At 67.9% G+C, this 14,351-nt stretch carries 15 protein-coding genes; 11 read left to right on the top strand and 4 right to left on the bottom strand.

What is annotated here, in order from left to right; genetic code table 11:
* Nucleotides 1-37: 37 nt before the first annotated feature.
* Nucleotides 38-643 carry a TetR/AcrR family transcriptional regulator gene (locus KB879_RS09430; RefSeq protein WP_013952568.1) on the bottom strand — a complete coding sequence of 202 codons (606 nt, stop codon included), beginning with the start codon at nt 641-643 and terminating at the stop codon, nt 38-40.
* Nucleotides 644-760: 117 nt separating this feature from the next.
* On the opposite strand from KB879_RS09430, the gene KB879_RS09425 reads away from it, so the two are divergent.
* Nucleotides 761-1,252: a flavodoxin family protein gene (locus KB879_RS09425; protein WP_013952567.1), complete on the top strand. Its 492-nt coding sequence runs from the start codon at nt 761-763 to the stop codon at nt 1,250-1,252.
* 45 nt (nt 1,253-1,297) lie between these two features.
* Here the strand turns inward: KB879_RS09425 and KB879_RS09420 are convergent, their stop codons facing one another.
* The gene (locus tag KB879_RS09420) at nt 1,298-1,507 is read right to left on the bottom strand and encodes a transposase (RefSeq protein WP_041228585.1); all 210 of its coding nucleotides are present in this window, start codon (nt 1,505-1,507) and stop codon (nt 1,298-1,300) included.
* Nucleotides 1,508-1,869: 362 nt separating this feature from the next.
* On the opposite strand from KB879_RS09420, the gene flhC reads away from it, so the two are divergent.
* From flhC to KB879_RS09405, 3 genes are all read left to right on the top strand, one after another.
* The gene (flhC, locus tag KB879_RS09415; protein WP_211981088.1) at nt 1,870-2,481 is read left to right on the top strand and encodes a flagellar transcriptional regulator FlhC; all 612 of its coding nucleotides are present in this window, start codon (nt 1,870-1,872) and stop codon (nt 2,479-2,481) included.
* A 130-nt stretch (nt 2,482-2,611) separates the two neighbouring features.
* Nucleotides 2,612-2,992: a hypothetical protein gene (locus KB879_RS09410; RefSeq protein ID WP_211981080.1), complete on the top strand. Its 381-nt coding sequence runs from the start codon at nt 2,612-2,614 to the stop codon at nt 2,990-2,992.
* Between the two features lie 372 nt (nt 2,993-3,364).
* The gene (locus tag KB879_RS09405; RefSeq protein WP_013952563.1) at nt 3,365-4,243 is read left to right on the top strand and encodes a lipid A biosynthesis lauroyl acyltransferase; all 879 of its coding nucleotides are present in this window, start codon (nt 3,365-3,367) and stop codon (nt 4,241-4,243) included.
* Nucleotides 4,244-4,249: 6 nt separating this feature from the next.
* Here the strand turns inward: KB879_RS09405 and KB879_RS09400 are convergent, their stop codons facing one another.
* On the bottom strand, nt 4,250-5,086 hold the full coding sequence (locus tag KB879_RS09400) for an IclR family transcriptional regulator (protein WP_013952562.1): 837 nt from the start codon (nt 5,084-5,086) through the stop codon (nt 4,250-4,252).
* Between the two features lie 108 nt (nt 5,087-5,194).
* On the opposite strand from KB879_RS09400, the gene KB879_RS09395 reads away from it, so the two are divergent.
* From KB879_RS09395 to KB879_RS09380, 4 genes are all read left to right on the top strand, one after another.
* A complete protein-coding gene (locus tag KB879_RS09395) occupies nt 5,195-5,965 on the top strand; it encodes an enoyl-CoA hydratase/isomerase family protein (protein WP_153955688.1) in 771 nt (256 codons plus the stop codon).
* A gap of 13 nt (nt 5,966-5,978) precedes the next feature.
* A complete protein-coding gene (locus KB879_RS09390; protein ID WP_013952560.1) occupies nt 5,979-7,169 on the top strand; it encodes a CaiB/BaiF CoA-transferase family protein in 1,191 nt (396 codons plus the stop codon).
* 20 nt (nt 7,170-7,189) lie between these two features.
* On the top strand, nt 7,190-8,356 hold the full coding sequence (locus KB879_RS09385) for an acyl-CoA dehydrogenase family protein (protein WP_013952559.1): 1,167 nt from the start codon (nt 7,190-7,192) through the stop codon (nt 8,354-8,356).
* A gap of 65 nt (nt 8,357-8,421) precedes the next feature.
* Nucleotides 8,422-9,426, top strand: coding sequence for a tripartite tricarboxylate transporter substrate binding protein (locus KB879_RS09380; protein WP_013952558.1), 1,005 nt, complete (start codon nt 8,422-8,424; stop codon nt 9,424-9,426).
* A 26-nt stretch (nt 9,427-9,452) separates the two neighbouring features.
* Here KB879_RS09380 and KB879_RS09375 read toward each other — a convergent pair whose 3' ends face one another.
* Complete coding sequence (locus tag KB879_RS09375; protein WP_013952557.1) at nt 9,453-10,346, bottom strand: LysR family transcriptional regulator; 894 nt, start codon at nt 10,344-10,346, stop codon at nt 9,453-9,455.
* Nucleotides 10,347-10,479: 133 nt separating this feature from the next.
* On the opposite strand from KB879_RS09375, the gene KB879_RS09370 reads away from it, so the two are divergent.
* The 3 genes from KB879_RS09370 (at nt 10,480) to KB879_RS09360 (ending at nt 14,297) form a co-directional block, all read left to right on the top strand.
* The gene (locus KB879_RS09370) at nt 10,480-12,033 is read left to right on the top strand and encodes an AMP-binding protein (protein WP_153955692.1); all 1,554 of its coding nucleotides are present in this window, start codon (nt 10,480-10,482) and stop codon (nt 12,031-12,033) included.
* A 23-nt stretch (nt 12,034-12,056) separates the two neighbouring features.
* Entirely contained in the window at nt 12,057-13,241 is a 1,185-nt protein-coding gene (locus KB879_RS09365) for an acyl-CoA dehydrogenase family protein (protein ID WP_211981078.1), read from the top strand.
* Nucleotides 13,242-13,304: 63 nt separating this feature from the next.
* Nucleotides 13,305-14,297: a tripartite tricarboxylate transporter substrate binding protein gene (locus KB879_RS09360; RefSeq protein ID WP_013952554.1), complete on the top strand. Its 993-nt coding sequence runs from the start codon at nt 13,305-13,307 to the stop codon at nt 14,295-14,297.
* Nucleotides 14,298-14,351: the final 54 nt, after the last annotated feature.

Genomic DNA, 14,351 nt, shown 5'->3' with positions numbered 1-14,351 from the left:
AAATCGGAGTTTACGCGGATTTCCGCGGAAGAAACCGTTACTTGCCGGTTTGGGGAGGCACCGCCATCCTGGCGGCGAAGTACTTCAGCGCGGCCGTCGTGCCCTTGCGGTCACCCGTGGTGACCAGGTCCAGCAGCAGCCCACGCATGGTGGCAAGTTCCACCCGCGCGCGCAGCCCGGCCTCGGCAGCGCCAAGGCCGAGGTCGCGCTGCAGGCGCGCCGCCAGCGTGGTTGTCCAGCTGCCGACGACGTCTTCCAGAAAGCCGCTGAAGCGCTCGCGGTCGCGGATGGCCTTGCCGTAGATCTCGAACATCAGCTGCATGATCGGCAGGTAGGCTGGAGCGGAATAGCGCTCCCATGCCGCCTCCATCGCGGCTTCGGGAGCCATGCCTTCCACCATCACGCGCTGGCGGGCGGCCTGCTCCGCATGGCGGATGCGATGCAACAGTGCCTGCCAGAAGCCATCCCCGGAGCCGAAGTAGTAGATCAGCATGCGGTGGCTTGTGCCGAGCGCGTCCGCCACACTGCGCAAGGAGAGATCGCCCAGGCCATTGGCAAGAACATGATCGGTGGCGGCATCCAGCAACTGGATGGCCTGCTCGCTGGCGGAGCGGTCAAGGGCGGGGGCTTTGGCTTTCGGCATGGAGGGGTGGCACGTGCGCCGGGCGCGCAGGATGGCTGCCCCGGATTCTACGATAACTGTCGTCGCCGGCCTGCGTGATACAGTCTTTAGCGTACGGCACACCGCCCCCACGCAAGCATGAAAACGCTGCTGATCGTCTATCACACCATGACCGGAGGCACCCGGCAGATGGCCGAGGCCGCCGCTGACGCGGCCCGTCAGCAGCCCGGCGTCACGGTCGTGCTGAAGACGGCTGCCGAGGCCGGCCCGGACGATGTCCTTGCCGCCGACGGCTATCTCTTCGCCACGCCAGAGAACCTGGCCGCCATGGCAGGGATGATGAAGGACTTCTTCGACCGCTGCTATTACGCCGCGCTGGACCGCATCAACGGCCGCCCCTACGCCACCATGATCTGCGCCGGCAGCGATGGCGAGAATGCGCTGCGCCAGATCGACCGCATCGCCACCGGCTGGCGGCTCAACTGCATTGCGCCGGGGCTGATCGTCTGTACGCATGCGCAGACGCCTGAGCGCATCCTTGCGCCCAAGCAAATCGAAGCCGGGGACCTGGCGCGTTGCGCGGAGTTGGGTGAGGGCCTGGCAGCGGGATTGGGGCTTGGGGTGTTCTGATGGCATGCCGGGGCCGTACCGCGCTATGGGGCGGGGCGGGCCCGTTCAGGCAGCCAGTGGTGAGATGCCGCGCGAGGTGTCGTTGCCGCCCTCTTCCTCCTGCACGATCAGCGCGACGCCACGCCGCCTGGCCGCAGCCATGCCGATGTTGACGGCGATTTCGCGATCCTCGCAGTGCACCAGGCCCTTGCGGGCACTTTCGACCGTCAGTTCCCAGCCTTGCGCCGTCTGCCTGATCAGGAAGTTCGCAGCCATGGGTCGCTCCGTCGTTGGTGTTCTTGCAGCGTAGTCCATCGGCCTGCCATTGAAATCGGCGTCAGTCCGATAGCGTGCGGGCACTTCTCCTACACCAGGGTGGGGACGGTCAAATCCAGGCGCCGTACATGACACACAATAATCGCGGAAATATGATTGTTGATGCATGTTATGGTTATAACTCCCCGATCGATCCAAAAATCCTCCTCGACTACGAGAAACCTGAGCCCCGGACCCGCGAGAAACCGTGCCGCGCACGATGACACGCCGGGTCATGATTATCGGTGACAGGCCCGGGCAAGCCGGATCAGCAACCGGCACTTTGCCCGCGCCCATTCCGATACATCTCCAGGAGGAGACTCATGGATGCACACGATATCGCCGGCACGGCTGTGGCCGGCTCACCATCCCCGGTTCCGCGCGCCAGGCCCCCTCGTCCCGGCAAGAGCACGCTGCAGGATGTGGAGCAGATTCGCCTGGCAATCGAGATGATCGGCCTGGGCGCCCGCCTGCAGGTGCTGGAATCCGAAGTGTCGCTGCCACGCGTGCGGCTGATCCGGCTGTACAAGGAGCTGTGCGGGGTGTCGCCGCCCAAGGGCATGCTGCCGTTCTCCACGGACTGGTTTGTCTCCTGGCGCCCGAATGCCCATGCCTCGATGCTGCTTGGCGCCTACCGCTTCATGACCAGCCGCGGCAGCCTGGACGGGATCCGCGCGGTCTTGTCCAGCTACCGCATGTACCGCGAACAGCTGTGCGCCACCGGCGAGGCCTCGCAGCTGAGCTTTACCCGCGCCTGGACGCTGGTGCACTTCTATGAGCGCGGCATGCTGCGGCTGGCGCGTTGCAGGGACTGCCGGGGTGAGTATGTCGTGCAGGCCGACGATGCGCGCCACCGGTACGTCTGCGGGCTATGCCTGCCGCCGGCGCGCGCAGGCAAGTGCCGCAAAACCGCGCCGGCTGCGTTGGCCGGCTGACGCCGCGCACGGCGTCCCAGTGTCTGCCGCCGCACAGTCCGGTGCACGGCAGGCTTCCATGATGAGTGCTTCTGCCATCCAGGCCGCCGGCGTTTCAGGCCGGCCCCGCTTGTATCAGGGAGCCTCGCCCATGTTCAGGATCACTATGCTTGGAAAAAAGACCGGCGCGGCCGCGCCCGACAAGAATGACCAACACAACGCCATCGAAGCTCCCGCGCCGGCCGCGCCTGGCGAGCCGGGCAAGACGATGCCGGAACAGTTGGCGCAAAACCTCAAGACACAAGGCGATGCCATGATCCAGTACGGCGCGCGCCTGCTGGTGATGCGCGAGCTGCTGTGCTCGCTGACCACGGGCCTGCCGCCGGCGGCGCGCGCCAGCGCCGAGCAGCGCTTCCGCCAGCGCATCAACCAGTTGATGTCGCTGACCGACGACCATGTCCTGCCGGCGGAATTCCACCGCGTCCTGCTTGCCGAGGTCAATTACTATCTGGGCGAGTTGAAAAAGCCCTGAGCAATGCCTGGCTGATAATCCCGCCGGCCATTATTGCAGGCGTGGCGATGCCGCCTGCGCGTATTATTCAGTGTCATTTTCCTTTCTCCGGATCGCACCCGGCACAGTCGGAAATGTTCTGCCCCTGCCAGGGCATTTCCGCGGAATCTCCCAGGCGCTGCAATAATCTCGCTCTGTTTGCTACTGGTAGTAACCGTCATCGCCGGGCAGCGGCCATCGTGCTACAGTGCGCCCTTCGGAGACCGCTTGCGCAGCGACCCACAGCGCACTCACGCCGCCCCTTTCCGGCCGGCACACCGCCCGAATTATTGCCGCGCAGCCGCCTGCCCAGGGCCATTGCCCCAGCCGCCGCTGCCGCTCCCTAGGATCTTCATGAAAAACCGGCTCCAGGCCGCGCTCACCATCGCAGTCTTCAAGCTCGTCGCCGCCCTGCCGTACGGTGTCACCGCACGCCTGGGCGATGCGATCGGCAAGCTGCTGTATCGCATCCCCAGCCGCCGCCGGCGCATTGTCCATACCAACCTGTCCCTGTGCTTCCCAGACATGGATGCAGACACGCGGGACAAGCTGGCACGGAACCACTTCGGCCACGTCCTGCGCAGCTACCTGGAGCGCGGCGTGCAGTGGTTCGGCAGCGCCGAACGCCTGGGCAAGCTGGTGGAACTGGACTCGCGCATCGACCTGGCCTCGTGCGCGGAGCATCCGACCATCTTCATGGGCTTCCATTTCGTCGGCATCGAGGCCGGCTGCATGTTCTATTCGATGCGCCACCCGGTGGCCTCGCTGTACACCAGGATGTCCAGCCCGATGCTGGAACAAATCTCGCGCACGCAGCGCGGGCGCTTTGGCGCCGAGATGATCCCGCGCAGCGGCAGCGGCAAGCAGGTGGTGCGCACGCTGCGCGCCGGCTGCCCGGTGATGCTGGCGTCGGACATGGATTTCGGCATCAACGATTCGGTGTTCGTGCCGTTCTTTGGCGTGCCGGCCTGCACGCTGACCTCGGCCTCGCGCCTGGCCAGCATGACCGGCGCGCGCGTGGTGCCCTTCACCACCGAAGTGCTGCCCGACTACCGCGGCTACCGGCTGCGCATATTCGACCCGCTGGAAGGGTTCCCCTCGGGCAGCGTCGAGGAAGATTCGCGCCGCATGAACGCCTTCCTCGAAACCCAGATCGCCACCATGCCGGAGCAGTATTACTGGATCCACCGGCGCTTCAAGAACCGGCCCGCAGGCATGCCGTCGGTGTACTGAGCCCGATTATCCTGCCGCGCGGCGCCAGGCCTCCTGGATGTCCGCCACCAGCCGCGCCAGTTGGGCCGCATAGCGGGCATTGTCGCGGCTGCGCTCGCTCTCGTTGAACGGGAAGCTGATATTGAGCCCGTACAGCTGCTGGTCCGGCCCGGAGAATGCGGCCCCCACGGCCAGCAGGTGCCCGGGCTGGTAGGCCGCCGTGCAATAGCCGTGCCGCTGCGCCTGCGCAATGCCGCGCAGCACCTGCGCCCGCATGCCGGTCCAGGCCTCGCCCTGGCGCGCGGCGATGCCGGCCAGCAGATCCTCCCTCACCCCCTCAGGCTGCGCCGCCAGCCATGACAGCCCGATCGCCGTCATCTCCATCGGCACGCGCGTTCCCGGCACCACGCGCCGCGTGCGCGACACGCTGTCGCGGCTGTGCCGGATCGACGCCAGGTACACCATCTCCAGCTGGTCGCCCACGGCCAGCCCCACGTTGACCTTGCCGGCCTCGGCCACCTTGCGCATCAGCGGCAATGCAATGTCCGGCGCGCGGCTGGACTGGTGGAAGGCATCGGCCAGGCTCAGCACCACCGGCGCCAGCCGGTAGGCGCGTTCGTTCACGTCATAGCGCAGGAAGCCGGCATCCACCAGCGAGCGCGTCAGCCGGCTGACGGTGGGGCGCGGCAGTCCGGTGCGTACCGCCAGCTCAGCATTGGTCAGGCTGGTGGTGCCAACACGGAAGGCCCGCAGCAGCACCAGCCCGCGCTCCAGCGACTGGCTGCCCGCGGTGTCGCGGGTAAAGCGGCCGGTCTGGTGCGTGACGCGGCGGGTGGAGGGCTCTGGCAGCACGACGTCCGGCATTGTCAGTAATTTCAGTTAGTGAAATTCGAGTATAGCGGTACGGCCGCGCGGCGCGAATACTGTGTGCATCCCGGCCCCGAGCCGATCCACCACAGAGGAGCGCCCCGCATGTCAACCGACGCCGATATCCAGGTCACCCATGAAGGCCACGTAGCCCGCATCGTCCTGTCCCGCCCGCCGCACAATTTTGTCGATGCCGACATCATGCGGCGCCTGGCCGACACCCTGCAGGCGCTGGACGACGACGAGAACTGCCGCGCCATCGTGCTGGCGTCCGGCGTCAGCGCGTTCTGCGCCGGCGCCGACTTCAGCGGCGCCGACCAGGGCGCGGTCGCCAACGACCCGGGCGGCTTCTACGCGCATGCGATGAGGCTCTACCGCAACCGCAAGCCGATCGTGGCCGCGGTGGAAGGCGCCGCCATCGGCGCCGGCATGGGGCTGGCGCTGGTGGCGGACTTCCGCGTGACCTGCGCCGAGGCGCGCTTCAGCGCCAACTTCAACCGGCTGGGCTTCCACCCCGGTTTCGGCATGAGCCTGACGCTGCCGCGCCTGGTGGGCGAGCAGCAGGCCGCGCTGCTCTTCTACACCGGCCGGCGCATCACCGGCACCGACGCCGTCAAGATCGGCCTGGCCGACGAACTGGTGGAAAAGGCGCAGGTCAATGCCCGCGCCATGGCCCTGGCGCAAGAGATCGCCGCCTCCGCCCCGCTGGCCGTGGAAACCACGCGCGCCACGCTGCGCGAAGGGCTTGCCGACCGCATCGCCGAGATCAACCAGCGCGAACTGGCAATCCAGCACGGACAGTTCCGCAGCGAGGACTTCCGCGAGGGTGTCGCCGCCATGGCCGCGCGCCGCGCCCCTGCTTTCAAGCGCCGTTGAAGGAGTGGGCCCGATGAACGAACAAGACACCCGCACCACGCCGGCCGGCCCGCTGGACGGCATCCGCGTGCTGGACCTCACTGCGGTCGTGCTCGGGCCGCTGGCCACGCAGGTGCTGGCCGACTTTGGCGCCGACGTGATCAAGATCGAAGGGCCTGAAGGCGACCTGATGCGCGCCAACGGCGTCTCGCAGCATGCCGGCATGAGCTCGATCTACCTGGCGCTGAACCGCAACAAGCGCTCGGTCGTGCTCGACCTGAAGACCCCCGAGGGCGCCGAGGCGCTGCGCGGGCTGATCGCCAGCGCCGACGTGCTGGTGCACAACATGCGCGTAGCCGCGATCGAGCGGCTGGGCTTCGGCTATGCCGAGGTGGCGCGCATCAACCCGCGCATCGTCTACTGCGTGGCCACCGGCTTCGGCCAGGACGGCCCGCACTGCGACAAGCCGGCCTTCGACGACATCATCCAGGCCGGCTGCGGGCTGGTCGCGCTGGGTTCCACCACCGGCGATCGCCCCGAGTACGTGCCCAGCCTGATCGCCGACAAGACCACCGGGCTGGCCCTGGCCAACGCCGTGCTGGCAGCCCTGCTGTACCGCGAGCGCCATGGCGTCGGCCAGTCGGTGGAGGTGCCGATGCTGGAGACCATGACCGCGTTCGTGATGGCCGAGCACCTGGGCGGCCTGACCTTCGAGCCCGCGCCGGCCGGTGCCGGCTACGCCCGCCTGCTGCAAGGCGGGCGCCGCCCCGCGCCGACCCGAGACGGCTGGATCTGCGCCCTGCCCTACACCGAGCGCCACTGGCAAGCCTTCTTCCGCGCGGTGGGCCGCGACGACCTGGCCGAGCGCTACGAAGTGGCCGACCGCGCGCAGCGCAACGCCAATATCCGCGCGCTGTACGGTCACCTGGCCGAGCTGACGCCGGCGCGCACTACCGACGAATGGATGGCGTTGTTCGAGTCGCTCGACATCCCCGCCACGCCGATCTATGGCCTGGACGCACTGGTCGAGCATCCGCACCTGCGCGCCGTCGGCCTGTTCCAGGAAACGCAGCACCCCACCGAAGGCCCGCTGCGCGAAGTGCGCCCCGCCGCGCGCTTCTCGGCCACGCCGCTGTCGCTGCGCCGTCATGCGCCGGGGCTGGGCGAACACACCGCCGAAGTCCTGCAGGAGCTGGGCCTCGCGCACGGCGTCAGCCAACGATAACGAATCAGCAGGAGACAGGCATGAACTTTGAACTGGACGAAGAACACGGGATGCTCAAGGACCTGGTCGCGCGCTTTGTGCGCGACCAGCTGATCCCGCTGGAACCCGCGGTGCTGGCGCGCGAAGCCGCCGGCGGGCAGATGACGCTGCTGCCGGAAGAGCACGCGCGGCTTGATGCGATGTCGCGCGAACTGGGCCTGTGGGGCCTGGATGCGCCCACGGAGATGGGCGGCGCCGACCTGCCCACGGTGGCGATGGTGGGCGTCAACGAAGAACTTGGCAAGACCATCACGCCCTACGAACTGCCGCCGGACTCGCCCAACCTGCGCATGCTGATGCTGAGCGCCAGCGAGGCCCAGCGTGAGCGCTACCTGGCCCCTTACGCGCGCGGCGAGACCGTGTCGGCCATCGCCATTTCCGAACCCGGCGCCGGCGGCGACCCCGCCATGATGACCACGCGCGCCGAACGCGACGGCGACCAATGGGTGCTGAACGGCCGCAAGATCTGGATCAGCCGCGCAGCACGCGCCGACTGGACCATCGTCATGGCCGTAACCGACAAGGCCAGGGGTGCGCGCGGCGGCATCTCGGCCTTTATCGTCGAGCGCGGCACGCCGGGCTTCAAGGTGGAGCGCCGCATCCCGATGATCGGCGGCGCATCGACTTACGAGGTGGTGTTGGAAGACTGCCGCATCCCCGCCGCGCAGCTGCTGGGCACCGAGGGCCAGGGCTTTGCGCCGATGCAGGCGCGGCTGTCCACGCGCCGCGTGCAGATGGCCGCGTGGTGCATCGGCCGGGCGCAGCGGGCACTGGACATGATCTGCGAGTACGCGCCGCAGCGCCAGACCTTCGGCGCGCCGCTGGCGCAGCGCCAGGCGATCCAGTGGTGGGTGGCCGACGCCGCCACGCGCATCCACGCCTGCCGCCTGATGACCTACGAAGCCGCCAGCCGCATCGACGCCGGCGACGAGGCGCGCACGCAGGTATCGATGATCAAGGTATTCGCCACCGAGATGGCCTGGGACGTGATCGACCACGCCATGCAGACCTTCGGTGCGATGGGCATGACCAAGGAGCTGCCGCTGCAGCAGATGGCCAACGAGACCCGTTTGATGCGCATCTACGAAGGGCCCAGCGAGGTGCACCGCTGGGTCATCGCCCGCGACCTGCTCGGGCTGCGCCGCTAAAGCCCCCCCGTTTATCCCCTTGCACCGGCGGGAACACGCCGGGCTTTCCACGCTCAGGAGACACCATGCAACAGGCTTTCCGTTCCCGCCGCCGCTTCCTCGGACTGGCTGCCGCCGCGCTGGCGGCCATCGGCACCGCTACGCCGCTGGCGGCGCCCGCCGCAGAGTCCGCCGACGCCTTTCCTGCCCGCCCGATCCGCTTTATCGTGCCCTTCCCTTCCGGCAGCGGCACCGACACCACCGCGCGCATGTTCGCCAAGAAGATCGGCGAGCTGACCGGCCAGGGCGTGGTGGTGGAGAACAAGCCCGGCGGCAACGGCTTTATCGGCGTGCAGACCGCGCTGAACGCGCCGGCCGACGGCTACACCGTCTTTATCGGCAGCAATTCCACGCTGTCGACCAATGCCGCCACCTTCCGCAAGCTGCCGTATGACCCGTTGACGGATTTCGTGCCGATCACGCTGCTGTCGCGCGGGCCATGCGTGATCATCGTGCCGGCAAGCTCGCCCTACCGCACGCTGACGGAGCTGCTGGAAGATGCCCGCAAGCGCCCCGGCGCGCTCAACTACGGCACGGGCTCGATCTCCTACACGCTCTACTCCGAGTGGCTCAACGAACTGGCCCGCATCAAGACCACTGCCGTGCCGTACAAGGGCGCGGGCGATGCCATCAACGGCGTGATGGCGGCCAATGTCGACTTCGCCGTGGTGGATGCCACCGGCGCCATCGAACTGGTCCGTGGCGGTAAGGTCCGCGCGCTGGCCTACACCGCGCCGCAGCGCTCGCCGCTGCTGCCGGACGTGCCCTCCATCGTCGAAGCCGGCCTGCCGGACTTCCTGGCCTACAACTGGGTGGCCGCGGCGGTCTCGGCAAAGACCCCGCCGGCGGTGGTGAAGCGGTTGCTGGACCTGTTTGCGCAGGCCGGCAACGCGCCCGACGTGCGCGAGTACTACACGCGCCAGTCGACCAAGCTGATCCTGTCGTCGCCGGCCGAGATGCTGCAGTACCAGAAGGACGAGATCCAGCGCTGGAAGCGGCTGGCGGCGGTGGCGAAGATCCCGCTGCAGTAGTCGCTTCCCCCCCGGGGCCTGACGGCTCAGCGGCTGTGCTCGCGCAGCAGCACCGTCAGGCGCTGCGCCAGCGGCGACAGGTAGGCGCCCTCGCGCGAGATCACGCCGATGTTACGGCGCAGGTCCAGCTCCTCCACGCCCAGCGGCAGTACGCGCAGGCCGTGCTGCATGGCATCGCCGCCTTCATTGGCGATGCTCAGCATCTGCGTACCCTGCATCAGCGCAAACAGCGAACTGCTGCCAAAGTCGATCTCGATGCGCGGCTGCGGCTCCGGCAGGCCGCGCTGGCGGAACGCCGCGTCGACCTGTTGGCGCAGTGTGATATGCCCTTCGGGCAGCAGCCATTCCTGGTCCGCCAGGTCCGCCAGCCGCAGCTTGCGCCGCTGCAGCAAGACATGGCCTTCGTCAGCTACCACCACCAGCCGGTCGTCAAAGAGTGGCTGCACCGCCAGGCCGGTCGATGAGGCTGCCGAAGGCGCCGGCGCCACCGCCACATCCAGTTCCCCCGCCGCCAGCAGGTCCAGCAGGTCGCGCGCCAGCCTGCGGCGCAGCCGCAGCCGTGCCACGGGACGCTCGCGCACCAGTTGCCGGCAAGCGCCAAGGATCATGCTGCCCGGGATCGACGGCGAATAGCCCACGCGCAGGATGCCCTGCTCGCCGGTGCGGATGCCCAGCATCTCCTTGATGCCGTCCTCGTATTCCAGTTGGATGCGCCGCGCCCGCTCCAGGAAGCGCGTGCCTGCGTAGGTGGCGGTCATGCCGTTGGCGGTGCGCTCGAACAGCGGCAGCCCCGCCTGCGTCTCCACCCGCTGCACCGCCTTGGTCAGCGCCGGCTGGCTGATCCCCAGCGCGTCGGCGGCACGGCCGATGCCGCCGTGCGCCGCCACGGCGAGGATGTAGTCGATGTCTCGCGTCTCCATTGCATCACATTCCTGATGGTTATGACTTTATAGCCAACGCGTCATTGTGGTGATGCCTGCCATCTTACAGACTACGGCGCACGAGCACACGTAAAAGCGCTCGCCAGGATCATCAAGCATCAACGGAGACAGCATGGGTTTCGCGTATTTCCTGCGCCGCGCCGCGCGCTACTGGGGCGACCAGCCCGCCATCCTCTACCAGGACCGGGAGGTGACCTATCGCCAGCTGGACGAACGTTCCACGCGCCTGGCCAATGCGCTGCTGGCACTGGGCCTGCAGCCCGGCGACCGCGTGGCGGTGCAGTCGCGCAACCGGCCCGAGCTGGTCGAACTGGAATGCGCGCTGTACAAGGCCGGACTGGTCAAGGCGGCGCTCAACCCGCGCTTCACCGCGGCCGAGGCCAGCGACGTGGTAGAGAACTGCACCCCGCGCGTGCTGATCGCCGGCCCCGGCTACACCGGCTATGCGCGCACCACGGCGGGCTTTGGCAGCATCGAGACCTTTATCGCCATCGGCGATGCGCCGGCGGGCTATGTCGAATATGAAGCGCTGCTGGCCAACGCCGGCACCACGCCGCCGGACATCACCCCTGCCCCCGACGACCTGGCCGTGCTGCATTTCTCGTCCGGATCCACCGGCAAGATCAAGGCTGCCATGCAGAGCTACGGCAACCGCATGGCGGCGCTGCGCAAGATGGTGTCCGGCATGGACCGCCCGGCCCGCCCCGGCGACCGGCTGGCGCTGATCGGGCCGGTCACGCACGCCTCCGGCATGCTGATGCAGCCCTACCTGTACCAGGGCGCCACGCTGGTGCTGTTCGAGAAATTCGAGCCCGCGCACTTCCTGGCGGAGGTGGCGCGGCTGCGCATCACCCACGTGTTCATGGTCCCGGCCATGATCAACATGCTGCTGGCCGAGCCCACGCTGGCGCAGGCCGACCTGTCCAGCCTGAAGACCCTGGCCTACGGTGCCGCGCCGATGGCGCCGGCACGCATTTGCGAGGCCTGGGAACGCATCGGCCCGATCCTGTCGCAGGGCTATGGCGCCAGCGAATCGACCTCCGGCGTGACGCGCCTGTCCACCGCCGACCATGCCGACGCCATCGCCAACCACCCTGAGCGCCTGGCCTCCTGCGGCCGCGCCCTCGGCGAGACCGAAGTGCGCGTGGTCGACGAGCAAGGCAAGGAGGTTGCCGTGGGCGAGATCGGCGAACTGGTGATCCGCGGCGAAGACGTGTTCCACGGCTACTTCAACGAGCCCGCGCTGACGCGCGAGACCGTCATCGACGGCTGGCTGCACACCGGCGACATGGCGCGCGTGGACGAGGCCGGTTACCTGTACCTGGTCGACCGCAAGAAAGACATGATCATCTCCGGCGGCTTCAACGTCTATCCGACCGAGGTGGAAGCCACGCTGTACCAGCACCCCGACGTGCTGGAAGCGTGCGTCATCAGTGTGCCGGACGACACCTGGGGTGAAAGCGTCAAGGCCGTGGTCACGCTGCGCCCCGGGCGCGAGGCCACCGCCCAGCAGCTGATCGCGCACTGCCGCGAGCGCATAGCCGACTACAAGTCGCCGCGCTCGGTGGACTTTGTCGCCGAGCTGCCCAAGAACGCCAGCGGCAAGCTGGCCCGCAAGATCGTGCGCGAACGCTACTGGCAAGGCGTCGGGCGCCGCGTGAATTGAGAACTGAGCTGAAGGAGCCCGCCATGTTCGATCACCTGACCAATCCCGTACTGCTGGAAACCCGCGCCGGCATCCGCCGCTTTATCGACGAAGAGCTGCGCCCGCTGGAACAGGAACTCGGCCTGGGTTCTGAAGACCCATGGCCGCGCGAGACCCTGCGCAAGGTCTGGCGCCGCTCCAGCGAGCTGGGCTTCTACGCCGCCTGCCTGCCGACATCGCTCGGCGGCAAGGGCCTGAACATCCAGGAGCAATGCGCGCTCAAGGCCGACCTGGCCGCCAGCGGCTCCACCCTGGCGGCGCACGTGCTGGGCGACCTGGGCGGCCCGCCGCGCGTGGGCAATATGCTCAAGTACGCCACGCCCGACCAGCTCAAGCGCTACTTCGAGCCCGTGATCCGCGGCGAGAAGTCGACCTGCTTCGCACTGACGGAAACGCATTCCGGCTCCGACGCGCAAAGCATCAGGACCTCGGCCGTGGCCGATGGTGACGAGCTGCTCATCAACGGCGGCAAGCACTACATCAGCGGTGCGCCATTCGCCGACTTTGCCATCGTCATGTGCGTGACCGACGCCACCACCACGCCGCCGGCCATCACCGCGGTGCTGGTCGACCTGGACCTGCCGGGCGTGACGGTGAGCAACGAGTACGTGCCGATGTCGGGCCAGCATATCGACGGCGACATCCGCTTCGAGAACGTGCGCGTGCCGCGCGCCAATATCTTTGGCGGCGAAGGCAACGGCTTCAAGCTGGGCATGTCGCGCATCAACGTGAACCGCCTGCTGCACTGCCCCAGCATGCTGGGTCTGGCCACCAAGGCATATGAGTCGTCGGTGACATACGCCGGCCAGCGCCGCCAGTTCGGCGGGCCGATCGCGCGCTTCCAGGCGATCCAGCACATGCTGGCCGACATGGCCGCCGCGCTGTGGGCCTGCGAAAGCATGATCACGCATACCGCCGCGCTGGCCGATGCCGGCGCCGACCTGCGCATGAAGGCCGCGGCGTGCAAGCTCTTTGTCTCGGAGCGCTGCTTCGAGGTGGCGGACAAGGCCGTGCAGATCCACGGCAATGTCGGCGTCACGCGCGGCCACCCGGTGGAGCAGACCTTCCGCAAACTGCGCATGTTCCGCATCTTCACCGGCACCAGCGAGATCCAGCGCAACACCATTGCGCGCGCTATCCTGGAACCGCTGCAGCAGCAGAAGGCCTGAGCGTGCCGGCGGCACGGTCGCCGCCGGCGAGAAGACCATACGACAAGACCACGGAGACCAAGCATGAACCGCCGAAACTGGCTTGCCACCGCCGGCGCCGCCGCGCTGGGCAGCCTGCTGCTGCCGGCCCGCGCCGCCAATGCATCATCCAGCTACCCCAACCGCCCGATCCGGCTGATCGTTCCGTTTATCGCCGGCAGTACGCCCGACAACGTCGCCCGCACGCTGTCGGCGGAGATGGGCAAGAAGCTCGGCCAGCCGCTGGTGGTCGAGAACATGCCCGGCGCCGGCGGCATCATCGGCGCCAGTGCGCTGCGCCGTGCCGCGCCCGATGGCTATACGCTGGGCATCCTGGCCAATACGCACGTGATCAACGTGCACATGTACCGCAAGATGCCGTATGACCCGGCGCAGGATTTCACGCCGATCACGGCCCTGTCGGGCGGACCGTCCGCGCTGGTGGTGCCCGTTTCGTCGCCCTACAAGACCGCTGCCGAACTGATCGCCGCCATGAAGAAGGCGCCGGGCAAGTTCAACTACGGCTCCGGCGGCAAGGGCAGCATCGCCCATCTTGCGGTGGAAACCATGCTGCACCAGACCGGCTGCGACGCCGTGCACATCCCTTACAAGGGTGCGCCGGAGATCATCACCGCCATGCTGACCGGACAAACCCAGTTCGGCATGCCCGTGCTCGGCACCGCGACACAGTACGTACGCAATAACCAGGTCAGGGTGCTTGCCGTCACTGCGGCCGCACGCTCGCCGTTTTTCCCGGACGTGCCGACCATGGCCGAAGCCCTGCCCCCGGGCTTTGTCATCGACAACTGGAGCGGCCTGTTCGCACCGGCCAACTTCCCGGCCGAACTGGCGCAGAAGCTGCACGCCGCGATCGGTGCCCTGCAAAGCGCCGGCGTGTTCGATGCCCAGCTCAAGGCCAATGCCGGCGAGCTGCGCCGCAGCGCCTCGCCAGCACAGTTCGCCACCTTGGTCGCCAGCGACAACGCGCGTTACGGCGACCTGATGAAGTCGATCGGCATGGTTGGCGACCTGGGCTGAGCGTCCTGCCCGCCCCGCGCCGCACGCTACCTTCCGCGCGTGCGGCACCCCTTC

It is taken from the genome of Cupriavidus sp. KK10, from assembly GCF_018223725.1.
Lineage (GTDB): Bacteria > Pseudomonadota > Gammaproteobacteria > Burkholderiales > Burkholderiaceae > Cupriavidus > Cupriavidus necator.
Note: the sequence above shows the minus strand (reverse complement) of the source record. Positions and strands in the feature narration are given on the sequence as shown.

Bases quoted from the DNA above. Each gene is read 5' to 3' on its own strand.
- KB879_RS09430 (WP_013952568.1), bottom strand. From the start codon at position 643: ATGCCGAAAGCCAAAGCCCCCGCCCTTGACCGCTCCGCCAGCGAGCAG.
- KB879_RS09425 (WP_013952567.1), top strand. From the start codon at position 761: ATGAAAACGCTGCTGATCGTCTATCACACCATGACCGGAGGCACCCGG.
- KB879_RS09420 (WP_041228585.1), bottom strand. From the start codon at position 1,507: ATGGCTGCGAACTTCCTGATCAGGCAGACGGCGCAAGGCTGGGAACTG.
- flhC (WP_211981088.1), top strand. From the start codon at position 1,870: ATGGATGCACACGATATCGCCGGCACGGCTGTGGCCGGCTCACCATCC.
- KB879_RS09410 (WP_211981080.1), top strand. From the start codon at position 2,612: ATGTTCAGGATCACTATGCTTGGAAAAAAGACCGGCGCGGCCGCGCCC.
- KB879_RS09405 (WP_013952563.1), top strand. From the start codon at position 3,365: ATGAAAAACCGGCTCCAGGCCGCGCTCACCATCGCAGTCTTCAAGCTC.
- KB879_RS09400 (WP_013952562.1), bottom strand. From the start codon at position 5,086: ATGCCGGACGTCGTGCTGCCAGAGCCCTCCACCCGCCGCGTCACGCAC.
- KB879_RS09395 (WP_153955688.1), top strand. From the start codon at position 5,195: ATGTCAACCGACGCCGATATCCAGGTCACCCATGAAGGCCACGTAGCC.
- KB879_RS09390 (WP_013952560.1), top strand. From the start codon at position 5,979: ATGAACGAACAAGACACCCGCACCACGCCGGCCGGCCCGCTGGACGGC.
- KB879_RS09385 (WP_013952559.1), top strand. From the start codon at position 7,190: ATGAACTTTGAACTGGACGAAGAACACGGGATGCTCAAGGACCTGGTC.
- KB879_RS09380 (WP_013952558.1), top strand. From the start codon at position 8,422: ATGCAACAGGCTTTCCGTTCCCGCCGCCGCTTCCTCGGACTGGCTGCC.
- KB879_RS09375 (WP_013952557.1), bottom strand. From the start codon at position 10,346: ATGGAGACGCGAGACATCGACTACATCCTCGCCGTGGCGGCGCACGGC.
- KB879_RS09370 (WP_153955692.1), top strand. From the start codon at position 10,480: ATGGGTTTCGCGTATTTCCTGCGCCGCGCCGCGCGCTACTGGGGCGAC.
- KB879_RS09365 (WP_211981078.1), top strand. From the start codon at position 12,057: ATGTTCGATCACCTGACCAATCCCGTACTGCTGGAAACCCGCGCCGGC.
- KB879_RS09360 (WP_013952554.1), top strand. From the start codon at position 13,305: ATGAACCGCCGAAACTGGCTTGCCACCGCCGGCGCCGCCGCGCTGGGC.